Raw genomic sequence first — 16680 nt, forward strand, 5'->3', positions numbered from 1 at the left:
CTACTTCGCATGGAAGGGAACATGATTCTCGGCGATACGATACTCGAGACGCGCGGGCTGACGAGGGAGTTCAAAGGATTCACGGCGGTCAACGGCGTCAACCTGCGGGTTCGGCGCGGCTCGATTCATGCGCTGATCGGCCCGAACGGCGCGGGCAAGACCACTTGCTTCAATCTGCTTACGAAGTTTCTCGAACCGACAGCCGGGCAGATTGTGTTTAACGGCGTCGACATCACGCGCGAGCGGCCGGCGCAGATCGCGCGGCGCGGCATCATCCGCTCGTTTCAGATTTCCGCAGTTTTTCCGCATTTGACCGCGTTGCAAAACGTGCGCATCGGCTTGCAGCGCGCCTTGGGCACCGCATTCTATTTCTGGAAGAGCGAGCGCACGCTGCATCAGCTCGACGACCACGCGCTCGATCTGCTGACGCAAGTCGGTCTTGCCGATTTCGCCGACGTGCCGACGGTCGAACTGTCGTATGGCCGCAAGCGCGCGCTCGAAATCGCCACCACGCTTGCGATGGAGCCCGAACTGATGCTGCTCGACGAACCGACGCAAGGCATGGGCCACGAAGATGTGGACCGCGTCACGGCACTGATCAAAAAAGTATCGGCGGGCCGCACGATCCTGATGGTCGAACACAACATGAATGTGATTGCCGGCATCTCGGACACGATCACGGTACTGCAGCGCGGTGAAGTGCTTGCAGAAGGCACTTATGCGGACGTATCGAAGAATCCGCTCGTGACGCAGGCCTATATGGGCAGCGCCGATGCCGCGCTGGCCGGAGCTCATGCATGAGCACGGTGACCGAGAACGAGAACGTCGAAACGAACGGGGCGTTGAACGCGGAGCCCGCGCTCGAAATCGCGGGGCTGCAGGCGTGGTATGGCGAGTCGCATATCCTGCACGGCGTCGATCTGACCGTGGCGCGCGGCGAAGTCGTCACGCTGCTTGGCCGCAACGGCGCCGGTCGCACGACCACCTTGCGCGCGATCATGGGGCTCACGGGCCGCCGCACGGGTTCGATACGCGTCAGCGGCCGCGAAACGATCGATCTGCCCACGCATCGCGTCGCGCATTGCGGCATCGGCTATTGCCCCGAAGAGCGCGGCATCTTCTCGAGCCTCTCGTGCGAGGAAAACCTGCTGCTTCCGCCGCCGGTCGGCGATGCGGCGCACATGATGTCGCTCTCCGAAATCTACGAGATGTTCCCGAATCTGCAGGAACGCCGCATGAGCCAGGGCACGCGCCTGTCGGGCGGCGAGCAGCAGATGCTCGCGGTTGCGCGCATTCTGCGCACCGGCGCGAGCCTGCTGCTGCTCGACGAGATTTCGGAAGGGCTCGCGCCAGTGATCGTGCAGGCGCTTGCGCGCATGATCGTCACGTTGAAATCGCGCGGCTACACGATCGTGATGGTTGAGCAGAATTTCCGCTTCGCCGCGCCGCTCGCGGACCGCTTCTATGTGATGGAGCACGGCCGCATCGTCGAACATTTCGGCTCACAGGAGCTCGAAAGCAAAATGCCGGTCCTGCATGACCTGCTCGGGGTGTGAGCGGCGCCGGCGCTTTCGATGTCGCAGTACGGCGCCAGCCGCTCTCGCAACGCACATTGCCTCTGATAAACACAACGCAGAACGAAGGAGACACACAGATGAAAAGGAAAACTCTCGCGCGCCTTACCTCACTCTGTTTCGCGGCGGCGGCCGGTATCGCGCTGACCGCGGGCAGCGCGCGGGCAGCCGACGACGTAGTGAAGATCGGCTTTATCACGGACATGTCGGGGCTCTATGCGGACATCGACGGCCAGGGCGGCCTCGAAGCGATCCGCATGGCCGTTGCGGATTTCGGCGGCAAGGTGAATGGCAAGCCGATCCAGATTCTTTACGCGGACCATCAGAACAAGGCCGATATCGCTGCCTCGCGCGCACGCGAGTGGTTCGATCGCGAAGGCGTTGAAGCCGTGATCGGCGGCACCAACTCGGCGACCGCGCTGTCGACGAACCAGGTCGCGGGCGAGAAGCACAAGGTGTACATCAACATCGGCGCGGGCGCCGACACGCTGACCAACGAGCAGTGCACGCCGTACACGGTCCACTATGCGTACGACACGACGGCACAGGCGAAAGGCACGGGCTCGGCGATCACGAAGCAGGGCGGCAAGACGTGGTACTTCCTGACCGCCGATTACGCGTTCGGCAAGGCACTCGAAAAGGCGACGGCGGACGTGGTGAAGGCGAACGGCGGCCAGGTGCTCGGCCAGGTGCGGCATCCGTTGTCGGCATCGGACTTTTCGTCGTTCCTGCTGCAGGCGCAATCGTCGAAGGCGCAGATTCTCGGCCTTGCGAATGCGGGCGGCGACACGATCAACTCGATCAAGGCCGCCAAAGAGTTTGGCATTACGAAGAGCATGAAGCTCGCCGCGCTGCTGATCTTCATCGACGATATTCACAGCCTCGGGCTCGAAACGACGCAAGGGCTGATCCTGACCGACAGCTGGTACTGGAACAAGGACGCGAACACGCGCAAGTGGGCGCAGCGCTATTTCGACAAGATGAAGAAGATGCCGTCGAGCCTGCAGGCGGCCGACTACTCGGCAACCATGACCTACCTGAACGCCGTGAAGGCGGTCGGCTCGACCGATCCGGACAAGGTGATGGCGCAGCTCAAGAAGACGAAGATCGACGACTTCTACGGCAAGGGCTACATCCGTCAGGACGGCAGCTTTATTCACGACATGTATCTGATGCAGGTGAAGACGCCGGCCGAGTCGAAAGAACCGTGGGACTACTACAAGATCACGGCGACGATTCCGGGCGAACAGGCATTTACGACCAAGCAGGAAACGCGCTGCGCGTTGTGGAAATAAGCGCCGGCGGATAACCTGCCGCGCGTGTATGAGCGGCAGGCGCGCACGTTCCGCGTGCTGGGCGCATTGGGCTACCTTGGTTTGCAGTTGGCCTGATGCGCCCAGCGCGCTTTCGCTTTCATTTTGACGACGCGTCCAATGGATATCTTTGGCATCCCGCTGCCTGCCATGTTGAGCCAGTTGCTGCTGGGTCTCGTGAACGGCTCGTTTTACGCGATCCTGAGCCTTGGGCTGGCGGTGATTTTCGGCCTGCTCAACGTGATCAACTTCGCGCACGGCGCGTTGTTTATGCTCGGCGCCATGCTCACCTGGATGGGCTTCGCCTATTTCGGCCTGCCGTACTGGGTGATGCTCGTGCTCGCGCCGATCCTCGTCGGATTGTTCGGTATGCTGATCGAGCGTTCGATGCTGCGCTGGCTCTACAAGCTCGATCACCTGTATGGGCTGTTGCTCACGTTTGGGCTCACGCTCGTGGTGGAAGGCGTATTCCGCTCGATCTACGGCGCGTCCGGTCAACCGTACGACGTGCCCAATCTGCTTTCCGGCGCGACCAATCTCGGCTTTATGTTCCTGCCGAACTATCGCGCGTGGGTGGTCGTCGCGTCGCTGATCGTCTGCTTTGCGACATGGTTCGTGATCGAGAAGACGCGTCTTGGCGCGTATCTTCGCGCGGGTACCGAAAACCCGAAGCTGGTCGAAGCATTCGGCGTCAATGTGCCGCTGATGGTCACGCTTACCTACGGTTTCGGCGTCGCGCTCGCGGCCTTCGCCGGCGTGCTGGCTGCACCCGTTATTCAGGTCTCGCCGCTGATGGGGCAACCGCTGATCGTCACGGTGTTCGCGGTGGTCGTGATCGGCGGCATGGGTTCGATCATGGGCTCGATTCTGACCGGCCTCGTGCTCGGCATAATCGAAGGCTTCACGCGCGTGTTCTATCCGGAGGCGTCGGCCACCGTCGTATTCGTGATCATGGCGCTCGTGCTGCTCGTGCGGCCGTCCGGTCTCTTCGGCAAGGAAAAATAATGCAGAGAAAAGCGCTTTACGTGCTGCTGCTGCTCGGCCTCATCGTCGCGCCGTTCGCGGGCGCGTATCCGGTGTTCGTGATGAAGGTGCTGTGCTTTGCGCTGTTTGCGGCGGCGTTCAATCTTCTGATCGGTTATACGGGGCTGCTGTCGTTCGGGCATGCAATGTTTCTTTCCACGGCCGGCTATATCACCGGCTATGTGATCCAGTCGCTCGGCACGTCGCCGGAAATCGGCGTGCTGGCCGGCACTGCGGCGGCGACGCTGCTCGGACTGATCGTCGGGCTGTTTGCGATCCGCCGCCAGGGCATCTACTTCGCGATGATCACACTCGCGCTCGCGCAGATGGTCTACTTCGTGTTTTTGCAGGCGCCGTTCACGCATGGCGAGGATGGGCTGCAAGGCGTGCCACGCGGCAAGCTGTTCGGCCTGCTTGATCTGTCGTCGGATCTCACGCTGTATTTCGTCGTACTGCTGGTGATGGTGCTCGCCTTCATGCTGATCGTGCGCATCGTGCACTCGCCGTTCGGACAGGTGCTGGTCGCGATCAAGGAAAACGAGCCGCGCGCCATTTCGCTCGGCTACGATACGAACCGCTTCAAGCTGCTCGCGTTCGTGCTATCCGCGGGCCTGGCGGGCCTCGCGGGTTCGATGAAAGTGCTTGTGCTCGGGTTCGAGACACTGAGCGATGCGTACTGGACGATGTCGGGCCTCGTCGTGTTGATGACGCTGGTCGGCGGCATGGGCACGTTGTTCGGTCCGCTGCTCGGCGCTGCCCTGATCGTGTCGCTCGAAGACCGGCTTGGCGATATCGGCAACGTGATCGCGTCGGCAACCGGTATCGACTGGTTCCGTTCGCTCGGCGAATCGGTGACGATCGTGACAGGTCTGATCTTTATCGCGTGCGTGCTTGCATTCAGGCGCGGCATTGTCGGGGAAATCGTCGCACGGGTGAAACCGCTGCGTGCCTGAGTGGATGGAGCGCGGATCGAATCGCGGATGGAAGCGGATGGAAACGCTTCCGTTCATACGTGGTTGATTCGGTATCCGATCTAAAAATGCCGTTGCTAAACAAGCCTAAGGCGAGCTCGACAAGCATGTCAAAGTGTCGACACTGCGCGCCCCGATACGGTGCGCACCTGCACCACTAGGGTAAATGCTAGTTGTTCGAGAAAGCCCGCTTGTTTAATCTTCACACAGTTCTGATGCACCCGAATTTTGCAGGTGGAGAACGAGGAGACAATGAGGCGCTAAGCGCCCATACAAAAGCGCTGTTGGACTGGATCCAACAGCGCTTTTTACTTTTCTGCCTGCCGTTGTCGATCTCCTTTGCGGACCGGTCCGGCGCGTTCAACTTGTCGCGTCAATCGATAGAGGACCAGGCCGCATTTCATCGCAAGCCGACGGCTGCCTCCATAAGCCGACCATTCCTTCCCCAGCGATCGACACTGCGTTGAGCGCGCGGCCGCATGCCTTGCCGCGTTCGGCTACACTCGCCATTCCCTGTTATTGACGTCACTGGCATGACCTTAAAGTCATGCCATTTAATACCGGCCCTTTATATCAATGGTGTTTCGGATATGGGGCAAAAGGAGTGGAATGAAGTCGGCATTGCGATGGATGAGCGCGGCGTTTTTGTGTGTGGCATATCACGGCGCGATAGCGGCGGACGTAAAGATCGGCATCACGGTTTCGGCGACAGGCCCGGCCGCCTCGCTCGGTATCCCTGAGAAGAACACCACGACGCTGCTGCCGAAAGAAATAGCAGGGCAGAAGGTCGACTACATCGTGCTTGACGACGCAACCGATTCGACGCAGGCCGTGAAGAACACGCGCAAGCTGATTAGCGAAGATCACGTCGACGCATTGATCGGCTCGACGGTTGTGCCTAACTCGCTCGCCATGATCGACATCGCCAGCGAAGCTCAAACGCCGATGATCTCGCTCGCCGCGGCCGCCGCGATCGTCGAGCCAATGGATGCGAAGCGCGCGTGGGTCTTCAAGACGCCGCAAAACGACATCCTGATGGCAACCGCCATCGCGCAGCATATGGCGAGTCATGGCGTGAAGACGGTCGCGTTTATCGGCTTTGCGGATGCGTATGGCGAGAGCTGGTTCAAGGAGTTCTCGAAGGCGGCGGAGTTGGCGAAGATCAAGGTCGTCGCGAACGAGCGCTTCGCGCGCAATGACACGTCGGTGACAGGACAGGTACTGAAGATGATGGCGCAGCACCCGGATGCGGTGCTGATCGCCGGCGCCGGCACGCCGGCCGCACTGCCGCAGCGCACGCTCAAGGAGCGCGGCTACAACGGTAAGTACTATCAGACGCATGGCGTCGCGAACAACGACTTCCTGCGTGTCTGCGGCAAGGATTGCGATGGCACGTATCTGCCGGCCGGGCCACTGCTGGTCGCCGATCAGCTGCCGGCGTCGAACCCCGCGAAAGAAGCCGCACTCACGTATAAGCATGCGTACGAGTCCGTGTACGGCGCCGGGTCAGTGTCGACATTTGGCGGCCATATGTGGGATGCTGGGCTGCTGCTGCAGCGTGCGATTCCCGTCGCGCTGAAGAAGGGCCAGCCGGGCACGCCGGCATTCCGCGAGGCGCTGCGTGCGGCGCTCGAAAACACCAGGGACCTGCCGGCCTCGCAAGGCATCTTTAACATGAGCGCCAACGATCACGCGGGCCTCGATCAGCGGGCGCGCGTCATGGTGCAGATCGTCGACGGGAAGTGGAAGCTCGTGTCGGACTAATTTTTATCGGTTACCGATGCATCGATGCATGGATGCATCCCGAGCGAAAAAGGCGCGTGCAGTTTTGACGCGCCTTTTTTGCTGCCTGCTTGCAGGGGAACGCAGCAAAACGCATCGAAATGCAGCGCAAACAAGCCCGGAACATCTGAACAGGTCGAACAATGAACAACACGAAACCATGGATACGCGCCGCCGTCTTTGCCGCATTTGCTGCCGCATCCGCCTGCGGCGCCGGCACGGCGGCCGCGCAAGTGAAGATCGGTGTGACGCTGTCGACGACAGGGCCTGCCGCGTCGCTCGGCATTCCTGAGAAGAACACCATCGCGCTGCTGCCGAAAGAAATCGGCGGCAAGAGCGTGCAATACATCGTGCTCGACGATGCCACCGACAGCACGCACGCGGTGCAGAACGCGCACAAGCTGATCGACGAAGACCATGTCGATGCGATCATCGGCTCGACCGTCACGCCCGGCTCGCTGGCGATGCTCGATCCGATCTCCGAAAGCAAAACACCGATGATCTCGCTCGCCGCATCCGCATCGATCGTTGAGCCGATGGACGCGAAGCGCAAATGGGCGTTCAAGACGCCACAAAACGATGCGCTGATGGCCGATGCGATCGCCGCTTATATGGAGAAGCACGGCGTGAAATCGGTTGCGTTTATCGGCTTTGCAGATGCCTATGGCGAGAGCTGGTACACGGTCTTCAATGCGGCGGCGAATGCGCATCATCTGAAGCTCGTCGCGAACGAACGCTATAGCCGCACCGATTCATCGGTAACCGGCCAGGTGCTGAAGATGCTGTCGCAGAACCCGGATGCGGTGCTGATCGCCGGTTCCGGCACGCCCGCCGCGCTGCCTGCGAAAACGCTGAAGGAGCGCGGCTACAAGGGCAAGGTCTATCAGACGCATGGCGTAGCGAATAACGACTTCCTGCGCGTGTGCGGCAAGGATTGCGACGGTGAGTTGCTGCCCGCGGGGCCGATTCTGATCACCGATCAACTGCCCGATTCGAACCCGGTCAAGCAGTCGTCGCAGGCTTATAAGAACGCGTATGAAAAGGTTTATGGCGTCGGTTCGGTGTCGACGTTCGGCGGACATGCATGGGATGCCGGCCAGCTGCTGCAGCGTGCGATTCCCGAAGCGTTGAAGAAAGGGCAGCCGGGCACGGTGGCGTTTCGCACGGCGCTGCGCGATGCGCTCGAAAACGTGAAGGATATGCCCGCGTCGCACGGCATCTTCAATATGACCGCGGCCGACCACAATGGCCTCGACAATCGTGCACGCGTGATCGTGCAGATCGTCGATGGCAAATGGCAACTACAGAAAGACTAAAACACGCCATCCGTCTGCGTGCGGCGGCGACATCGGCGCGCAAGCTTCGTATCAAGCACAATGGCAGGCGCTGCTGTGTCGATGAATTGTTGCGAGTAGCCGTCGCGATCAATCATCGATGCGCTAGCGGCGGCGTATAAAGCTCAAGCTCGAGCTCGAACGCCGTGAACGCATGACGGCACGTCCGTCGCGTCTGTCGCACAAGAACGCGTGAAGCCTTCACCGCTTCGCCGCCGGTTCGAAACGCGCGACCAACGCGTTCCCGATTTCCATTTGCGCTTTTCTGCTTTTGTTTCCCCCGTTCCAGTATCCGACGTTCCAGGAAGGACGATTCTGTATGGATCTATCAATCGCAGCGATCCTCGCGCAGGACGGCATCACGACCGGTGCCATCTACGCATTGCTCGCACTCGCGCTCGTGCTGGTTTTTTCGGTGACGCGCGTGATTTTTATCCCGCAAGGGGAGTTCGTTTCGTACGGGGCGCTGACCCTGGCCGACCTGCAATCGCAGAAGTTTCCGGCCACCTGCACGATGCTCGTCGCGTTGGGCGCCGCGTGCTTTGTCGCCGAAGTCGCCGGACTCGTTCGGCGTCCAGAACGACGCGGCAATGCGCTGCGCACGCTTGCGTTACTCGCCGGCAAATATCTGCTGTTCCCGATCGCCGTGTATGCGGTCACGCGCGATCTCTTCATGCATCCGCTGCCGATGATCGTGCAGATCGCGCTTGCGCTGCTGATCGTGATTCCGATAGGTCCGCTGGTCTACCGGTTGGCCTTTCAACCGCTTGCCGAAGCGACCACGCTCGTGCTGCTGATCGTCGCGGTCGCGGTGCACTTCGCGATGGTGGGTCTCGGACTCGTGATGTTCGGCGCCGAAGGGTCGCGTACCAATGCGTTCTCGGATGCGACATTCAACGTCGGCACGCTGGCGATCTCCGGGCAAAGCCTCTGGGTGATCGGCACGGCAATTGTGCTGATCGTCGCGCTGTATCTGTACTTCGACCGCTCGATTGCCGGCAAGGCGCTGCGCGCGACTTCGGTGAATCGCGTCGGGGCGCAACTGGTCGGCATCGGCACGGCGCAGGCTGGGCGCCTCGCGTTCACGCTTGCGGCAGGCCTCGGCGCGCTGTGCGGCATGCTTGTCGCGCCGCTGACGACGATCTACTACGACTCGGGCTTTCTGATCGGCTTGAAGGGCTTCGTTGGCGCAATCATCGGCGGGCTGGTCAGTTATCCGCTTGCGGCCGCGGGCGCCTTGCTCGTCGGGTTGCTGGAGTCGTACTCGTCGTTCTGGGCCAGCGCGTACAAGGAAGTGATCGTGTTCACGCTGATCATCCCGGTGCTGCTGTGGCGCAGTCTCGCGACACCGCACATCGAAGAGGCGGAGGAGTGACGCGATGAAACGCCTCGTTCGGAATGGACCGTTCTATCTATTTCTTGTTGCGCTGTTCGCGTTGCCGGTGCTGCCGAAACCGATTCACGTGCCCGAGTACTGGATCACGCTGCTCAACTACATCGGGCTCTATTCGATCGTCGCGATCGGCCTCGTGCTGCTAACCGGCATCGGCGGCATGACGAGCTTCGGGCAGGCTGCATTCGTCGGCATCGGCGCGTATTCGACCGCCTATCTGACCACGCAATTCGGCGTGTCGCCATGGCTCGGACTTATCGCCGGCGTGTTGCTGACCGCGCTGATCGCGCTCGTGCTTGGCCTTGTGACGATGCGGCTGTCCGGGCATTTCCTGCCGCTCGGCACGATCGCCTGGGGTCTCGCGCTGTTCTTTCTGTTCGGCAATCTCGAGTTCCTCGGCAAGTACGACGGCATCAACGGCATTCCGGTGCTGAACCTGCTGGGTATCGACCTCGAGACCGGACGGCATATCTATTACCTGATCTGGCTTGTCGTGCTCGGCGCGGCCGTCTCTGTTCAGAATCTGCTTAATAGTCGGCCGGGGCGGGCGATTCGCGCGCTGCGCGGCGGCGGAGCGATGGCGGAGGCGATGGGCGTCGATACGGCGTGGATGCGCGTCGTGATTTTTATCTACGCTGCAGTGCTCGCCGCGATTTCCGGCTTTCTCTATGCGCACTTGCAGCGGGCAGTGAATCCGACACCGTTTGGGCTGAACCATGGCATCGAGTATCTGTTTATGGCTGTGGTTGGCGGCGTGTCGTACGTGTGGGGCGCCGTGCTCGGCGCCGCGATTCTGACCGTGTTGCAGGACTATCTGCAAACGCTGCTGCCGAAGCTGCTTGGCGAGAACGGCAACTTCGAAGTGATCGTCTTCGGCATTTTGATGGTTGTGCTGCTGCAGTACGCACGCGGCGGTGTCTGGCCGCTGGTCGCGCGGTTCTTTCCGCGTGGACCGCGTGCGCATGTGCCCGACAACGCGCAGCCATTGCCGATGCGCGGTAAGCCGGCGATGGGCGAACGGCTGCTGAGCGTCGACAAGGTGCGCAAGGAGTTCGGCGGGCTGGTTGCCGTCAATGACGTGAGTTTTGACGTGAAGTCGGGCGAGATTATCGGACTCATCGGCCCGAATGGCGCCGGCAAGTCGACCACATTCAATCTGGTCACGGGAGTGACGGAGCCGACGCGCGGCACGGTGATGTTCCGCGGCGAGCGGATCGACGGGTTCAGTTCGCGCGAGATCGCAAGGCGCGGGATTGGACGGACTTTTCAGCACGTCAAGCTGCTAGCGGGCATGACGGTGCTCGAGAACGTGGCGATCGGCGCGCATCTGCGCGGACGTGCCGGTGTCTGGCGCAGCATCGCGCGGCTCAATCGCTCGGAGGAAGCGCGGTTGATGGCGGAGGCCGCACGGCAGATCCGGCGCGTCGGGCTCGAGCAGCATATGAATGACGAAGCGGGAAGCCTGCCGCTCGGCCAGCAACGGATCCTCGAAATCGCGCGTGCGCTGTGCAGCGACCCAGTGCTGCTGCTGCTCGACGAACCCGCCGCCGGACTTCGTTATCAGGAGAAGCAACAGCTGGCCGCGCTGCTGCGCCGGTTGCGCGACGAAGGCATGAGTATCCTGCTCGTCGAACACGATATGGACTTCGTGATGAATCTGACGGATCGGCTCGTGGTGATGGAGTTCGGCACGCGCATCGCGGAAGGTTTGCCGCAGGACGTGCAGAAGGATCCGGCCGTGCTCGAAGCGTATCTGGGCGGAGTGGAGTGATGACGATGACTAACGTAACGTCTGCTATGCCTGCGCCGATTCTGCGAGTGGACGGATTGTCCGTGCGCTATGGGAAGGTCGAGGCGCTACACGGTGCGCGGATCGAGGTGCGGCCGGGCCAGATCGTCTCGGTGATCGGGCCAAATGGAGCAGGGAAGTCGACGCTGCTGAACGCGATCATGGGCTCGCTGCCGGTGACCGGATCCGCGCAGGGCGAGATTCTCTTTCGCTCGCGCGACGTGAGCGCGTTGCCGGTCGAACAGCGCGTCGCGGGTGGCATGTGTCTTGTGCCGGAAAAGCGTGAGTTGTTCGCGACGATGACGGTCGAGGACAATCTTGTGCTCGGAGCGTACCGGCGGAAGAAGGCGGGCGAGCGGAATTATCTCGATCAGCTCGATCCGGTGTTCGGGTTGTTTCCACGGCTGAAGGAGCGGCGGAAGCAGGCGGCCGGAACCTTGTCCGGTGGCGAGCGCCAGATGCTCGCGGTCGGTCGCGCGTTGATGGGCAAACCGGATTTGCTGATGCTCGATGAGCCGAGCCTCGGGTTGGCGCCGCTGATCGTGAAGGAGATTTTTCATATCATCAGCGCGCTGCGGGAGACCGGCGTAGCGACGTTGCTGATCGAGCAGAATGCGCGAGCGGCGTTGCAGGTTTCCGACTATGGCTATGTGCTGGAAACGGGTGAGCTTGCGCTGGAAGGGGCGGCGGCGGAGTTGGCTCAGAATCCGCGGGTGATCGAGACTTACTTGGGATTGACGAAAAAGATCGCTTGAGCAGTTTGTCCATGTTGTTGCGCTGCCGCAGATTTGCATGACTTCAGGATCTTTGTTCCGGCACTGTTCCACGGATTTCGCTCCCATCCGAGACGGCGTGTTTCACGTGAAACACGTCGTTTTTGTTCCCACGTCCAAAGCAACGTAAATCGGGCCAAAAGCGAACCCGTTATAATTCGCCCATACATTTTTCTGAAAGGCTCACGCCCACCGTCCGCGTGAGATCTCCGATGCTTTATCCCACAGAGTTTGACGTAATCGTCGTCGGCGGCGGGCACGCCGGTACCGAGGCCGCGCTGGCGTCCGCCCGCATGGGCAATAAGACGCTGCTGCTCACGCACAACATCGAAACGCTCGGTCAGATGAGCTGCAATCCGTCGATCGGCGGCATCGGCAAGGGCCATCTGGTCAAGGAAGTCGATGCGCTCGGCGGCGCCATGGCCGCTGCCACCGATGAAGGCGGCATCCAGTTCCGTATCCTCAATTCGTCGAAGGGACCGGCGGTCCGCGCGACGCGTGCGCAGGCGGACCGACTGCTGTACAAGCAGGCGATCCGGCGCCGCCTCGAAAACCAGCCCAATCTGTGGCTGTTCCAGCAATCGGTCGACGATCTGATGGTTGAGGGCGATCGCGTGGTCGGTGCAGTCACGCAGGTCGGCATCCGGTTCCGCTCACGCGCTGTGGTGCTGACGGCGGGGACGTTCCTCGACGGCAAGATTCACGTCGGGCTGAACAACTACACGGGTGGGCGTGCCGGCGATCCGGCAGCCGTGTCGCTGTCCGCTCGCCTCAAGGAATTGAAGCTGCCGCAAGGGCGCTTGAAGACCGGGACGCCGCCGCGTATCGATGGCCGGACGATCGATTTTTCGAAGACCGAAGAGCAGCCGGGCGATCTCGATCCGGTGCCGGTATTCTCGTTCCTCGGCCGCGCGGAGCAGCATCCGCGTCAGGTGCCATGCTGGGTTACGCATACGAACGCGCAAACGCACGACATTATTCGCGGCGGGCTGGACCGCTCGCCGATGTACACGGGCGTGATCGAAGGCGTCGGGCCGCGCTACTGCCCGTCGATCGAGGACAAGATCCACCGGTTCGCGTCGAAGGAATCGCATCAGATCTTCCTCGAACCGGAAGGGCTGACGACTAACGAGTTCTACCCGAACGGCATCTCGACCAGCCTGCCGTTCGATGTGCAGCTCGAGCTTGTTCGATCGATGCGCGGCCTCGAGCATGCACATATCCTGCGGCCCGGTTATGCGATCGAGTACGACTACTTCGATCCGCGCGCTCTGAAGGCGTCGTTGGAAACGAAGGCGATCGGCGGTTTGTTCTTTGCGGGACAGATCAACGGCACAACGGGCTACGAAGAAGCGGCTGCGCAAGGTCTGCTTGCCGGCATCAACGCTGGTTTGCAGGTGCAGGGCAGGGATGCATGGTGCCCGCGTCGCGATCAAGCATATCTCGGCGTGCTCGTCGACGATCTGGTTACGCGCGGCGTGTCCGAGCCCTATCGGATGTTCACGAGCCGGGCCGAGTATCGCCTGAGCCTGCGTGAAGACAACGCCGATATGCGCCTGACGGAAATCGGGCGCGAACTCGGCATCGTCGATGACGAGCGCTGGGACGCGTTTAGCCGCAAGCGCGACGCGGTTTCACGTGAAACAGAGCGTCTGCGTTCGACATGGGTCACGCCAAAGTCGCTTTCCTCTGACGAAGCGACGGCGTTGCTCGGTAAGCCAATCGATCACGAGTACAGCCTCGCTGAGTTGCTGCGCCGTCCGGGCGTTTCGTATGACGGCGTTTGCGGTCTGCGTGATGGCGCATGCGCGCCGGCCGAAGCGCTGGCCGATGACCCGGTTCTGCTGGAGCAGATCAAGGAGCAGATCGAGATCGGCATCAAGTACCAAGGCTATATCGAGCGCCAAGCCGACGAGATCGAGCGCAACGAGGCACATGAAAACACGCGTCTGCCGGAAGGACTCGACTACGCGGAAGTGCGTGGGCTGTCATTCGAAGCGCGTCAGAAGCTCACGCAACATCGCCCCGAAACGATCGGCCAGGCCTCGCGGATTTCCGGCATTACGCCTGCCGCGATTTCATTGCTGATGGTTCACTTGAAGCGCGGCCTGGGCCGCCGTCCAACGACCGCGGCTAACCCGGTCAAGGCAGGCAGCACCGACGCTGGCACCGATAGCGCGCCGGTGGTTCAATGACGGCGCGTCACGGCAGTCCGGTCGCCGCCAGTCGCGAGTCGCTGGCGGCGTTGCTGGCCGAAGGCGCCCGCACACTTGGCATCGATCTCACCGATACGCAACAAGCGAGGTTGCTCGACTACGTCGCGCTGCTCGCGAAGTGGAACGCGGTCTACAACCTGACGGCGATCCGCGATCCACGGCAGATGCTGATTCAGCACATCCTCGATTCGCTATCGATCGTGCCGCACCTGACCGCGAACCGCGGTCCGTCATCGGTGCTCGACGTCGGATCCGGTGGTGGTTTGCCTGGCATCGTGCTCGCGATCGTGCTGCCCGACTGGCGCGTCACGCTCAACGACATCGTTCATAAGAAAACCGCGTTCCAGTCGCAAGCGAAGGCGGAACTGGGGCTCGCGAACCTGTCGGTCGTCACGGGCAGGGTGGAAACGTTGCGTCCTGGTATCGAAGTGCGGGAAAAATTCGATGTGATCGTGTCGCGCGCATTCGCAGAGCTCGCGGATTTCGTTACACTGGCCCGGCATCTGGTCGCGGACGACGGTGCGATCTGGGCGATGAAGGGTGTGCGCCCCGACGCCGAGATCGCGCGCCTGCCGGCCGGCGCGGAAGTGAAGCAGGTCATCCGGCTCGATGTGCCCTCGCTCGACGCCGAACGGCATCTGCTGGAAATTCTTGTCGAAGAACCTGGTGCGGCAGCCGCGCCTGCGTCAAACTAAGCGCACGCGACGATCGGACAACGCGACGACGCAGGTAGCAAAGCAGGCACAGCACGGCGCACAAAGCGAACCCATACCAAACACTCAAGGCTGCAAAGGGACACATCCAAGATGGCAAAAATCTTCTGCGTTGCGAACCAGAAGGGTGGAGTCGGCAAAACGACGACAGCTGTCAATCTCGCCGCGAGCCTCGCATCGCAGGGACAACGGGTTCTGCTTATCGATCTCGATCCGCAGGGCAACGCGACGATGGGCAGCGGCATCGACAAGGCCGCGTGCGAGAACACCGTCTATGAAGTGCTGTGCGACGGAGTGGCCGTGGCTGACGCCCGCATCAAATCCGAAGCCGTTTCCTACGACGTGCTGCCGGCGAACCGCGAACTGGCGGGCGCCGAGATCGAGCTGGTCGGCGTCGAAAACCGCGAACGTCAATTGAAGGAAGCGCTGCAGCACGTCACCGAAGACTACGACTTCGTGCTGATCGACTGCCCGCCGGCGCTGTCGCTGCTGACGCTGAACGGCCTGTGCGCCGCGCACGGCGTCGTGATCCCGATGCAATGCGAGTATTTCGCGCTCGAAGGTCTGTCGGACCTCGTCAATACGATCAAGCAGGTGCACGCGAACATGAATCGCGACCTGAAGGTGATCGGCCTCCTGCGCGTGATGTTCGATCCGCGCATCACCTTGCAGCAACAGGTCTCCGACCAGCTGAAAGAGCACTTCGGCGACAAGGTGTTCGACGCGGTGATTCCGCGCAACGTGCGCCTTGCCGAGGCGCCGAGCTATGGGTTGCCGGGCGTGGTGTTCGATCGCGCGTCGCGCGGTGCGCAAGCCTACGTGCAGTTCGGCGCGGAAATGATCGAACGGGTGCGCGCGCTATGAGCACACAACGCCAATCGTCGAAATCGGACCGAGGAAACACGATGAACGCAGTAGCAAGAAAGAAAGGGCTGGGCAGGGGGCTGGAGGCGCTGCTTGGCGGAAGTGCGGACATCACCGAAGCGGTCAAGATCGATAGCGCGCCGCATACGCTGCCGCTGACGCGCATGCAGGCGGGCAAGTACCAGCCGCGTACGCGAATGGACGAGGGCGCGCTGCAGGAGCTGGCGGCGAGCATCCGCGCGCAGGGCCTGATGCAACCGATTCTGGTGCGGCCGATCGGCGGCGATAAATTCGAGATCATCGCCGGCGAGCGCCGCTATCGCGCCGCGCATATCGCGGGCCTCGAAGAAGTGCCGGTGCTCGTGCGCGATGTGCCCGACCAGGCCGCCGCGGCGATGGCGCTGATCGAGAACATCCAGCGCGAAGACCTGAACCCGCTGGAAGAGGCGCAGGGTATTCAGCGTCTGCTCGACGAATTCAAGTTCACACACGAGCAGGCGGCCGAATCGGTCGGCCGCTCGCGCAGTGCGGTATCGAACCTGCTGCGTCTCCTGAATCTCGCGGCGCCCGTGCAGACGATGCTGCTCGCCGGCGATCTCGATATGGGTCACGCACGCGCGCTGCTCGCGGTCGATTCGGCGACGCAGATTACGCTCGCCAATCAGGTGGTCAACAAGGGCATGTCGGTGCGCGAGACTGAAAAGCTCGTGACCGCGACCAACAAGGCGACACCCGCGCCGAAGAAAGTGCGCGTCGATCACGATGGCGGCCGCGACACGCGGCGCCTCGAAGAAGAGCTGTCGGACCTGCTCGCTGCGACTGTGAAGATCAAGCTCGGCCGCCGCGGGCGCGGCCAGGTGACGGTCGACTTCGGGGATCTCGACGCGCTCGAGGGCATTCTCGCGCGTCTGCGCGGCACCAACGCTACCGTTTAA

14 protein-coding genes are annotated in these 16680 nt (G+C 61.8%); all 14 read left to right on the forward strand.

Annotation, left to right across the window (positions count from 1 at the left end):
- Positions 1–21: 21 nt before the first annotated feature.
- The 14 genes from KZJ38_RS01510 to KZJ38_RS01575 all read left to right on the forward strand — a co-directional run bounded on the left by KZJ38_RS01510 (position 22) and on the right by KZJ38_RS01575 (position 16680).
- Positions 22–801: an ABC transporter ATP-binding protein gene (locus KZJ38_RS01510; protein WP_219798474.1), complete on the forward strand. Its 780-nt coding sequence runs from the start codon at positions 22–24 to the stop codon at positions 799–801.
- Complete coding sequence (locus KZJ38_RS01515) at positions 798–1556, forward strand: ABC transporter ATP-binding protein (protein WP_219798475.1); 759 nt, start codon at positions 798–800, stop codon at positions 1554–1556. The genes KZJ38_RS01510 and KZJ38_RS01515 overlap by 4 nt, the downstream gene beginning before the upstream one ends.
- Positions 1557–1654: 98 nt before the next feature.
- Positions 1655–2869, forward strand: a complete 1215-nt coding sequence (locus tag KZJ38_RS01520) for an ABC transporter substrate-binding protein (RefSeq protein WP_219798476.1) — start codon at positions 1655–1657, stop codon at positions 2867–2869.
- Positions 2870–3007: 138 nt separating this feature from the next.
- Positions 3008–3892 carry a branched-chain amino acid ABC transporter permease gene (locus tag KZJ38_RS01525; protein WP_219798477.1) on the forward strand — a complete coding sequence of 295 codons (885 nt, stop codon included), beginning with the start codon at positions 3008–3010 and terminating at the stop codon, positions 3890–3892.
- Positions 3892–4863 (forward strand): branched-chain amino acid ABC transporter permease, encoded by a 972-nt coding sequence (locus KZJ38_RS01530; protein ID WP_219798478.1) that lies wholly within the window; start codon positions 3892–3894, stop codon positions 4861–4863. The genes KZJ38_RS01525 and KZJ38_RS01530 overlap by 1 nt, the downstream gene beginning before the upstream one ends.
- A gap of 627 nt (positions 4864–5490) precedes the next feature.
- The gene (locus KZJ38_RS01535) at positions 5491–6645 is read left to right on the forward strand and encodes an ABC transporter substrate-binding protein (RefSeq protein WP_219798479.1); all 1155 of its coding nucleotides are present in this window, start codon (positions 5491–5493) and stop codon (positions 6643–6645) included.
- Positions 6646–6806: 161 nt separating this feature from the next.
- Positions 6807–7979: an ABC transporter substrate-binding protein gene (locus KZJ38_RS01540; RefSeq protein WP_219798480.1), complete on the forward strand. Its 1173-nt coding sequence runs from the start codon at positions 6807–6809 to the stop codon at positions 7977–7979.
- Between the two features lie 337 nt (positions 7980–8316).
- Positions 8317–9372 (forward strand): branched-chain amino acid ABC transporter permease, encoded by a 1056-nt coding sequence (locus tag KZJ38_RS01545; RefSeq protein WP_219798481.1) that lies wholly within the window; start codon positions 8317–8319, stop codon positions 9370–9372.
- A 4-nt stretch (positions 9373–9376) separates the two neighbouring features.
- Positions 9377–11161 carry a branched-chain amino acid ABC transporter ATP-binding protein/permease gene (locus KZJ38_RS01550; RefSeq protein WP_219798482.1) on the forward strand — a complete coding sequence of 595 codons (1785 nt, stop codon included), beginning with the start codon at positions 9377–9379 and terminating at the stop codon, positions 11159–11161.
- 5 nt (positions 11162–11166) lie between these two features.
- Positions 11167–11934: an ABC transporter ATP-binding protein gene (locus KZJ38_RS01555; RefSeq protein ID WP_219798483.1), complete on the forward strand. Its 768-nt coding sequence runs from the start codon at positions 11167–11169 to the stop codon at positions 11932–11934.
- Between the two features lie 230 nt (positions 11935–12164).
- Entirely contained in the window at positions 12165–14147 is a 1983-nt protein-coding gene (gene mnmG, locus KZJ38_RS01560) for a tRNA uridine-5-carboxymethylaminomethyl(34) synthesis enzyme MnmG (protein ID WP_219798484.1), read from the forward strand.
- Positions 14144–14863, forward strand: a complete 720-nt coding sequence (gene rsmG / locus KZJ38_RS01565; RefSeq protein ID WP_219798485.1) for a 16S rRNA (guanine(527)-N(7))-methyltransferase RsmG — start codon at positions 14144–14146, stop codon at positions 14861–14863. Before mnmG ends, rsmG begins: the two co-directional genes overlap by 4 nt.
- Positions 14864–14974: 111 nt before the next feature.
- Positions 14975–15745 carry a ParA family protein gene (locus tag KZJ38_RS01570; RefSeq protein ID WP_219798486.1) on the forward strand — a complete coding sequence of 257 codons (771 nt, stop codon included), beginning with the start codon at positions 14975–14977 and terminating at the stop codon, positions 15743–15745.
- Between the two features lie 41 nt (positions 15746–15786).
- A complete protein-coding gene (locus tag KZJ38_RS01575) occupies positions 15787–16680 on the forward strand; it encodes a ParB/RepB/Spo0J family partition protein (protein WP_219798487.1) in 894 nt (297 codons plus the stop codon).

The sequence above is a fragment of the Paraburkholderia edwinii genome, from assembly GCF_019428685.1.
Lineage (GTDB): Bacteria > Pseudomonadota > Gammaproteobacteria > Burkholderiales > Burkholderiaceae > Paraburkholderia > Paraburkholderia edwinii.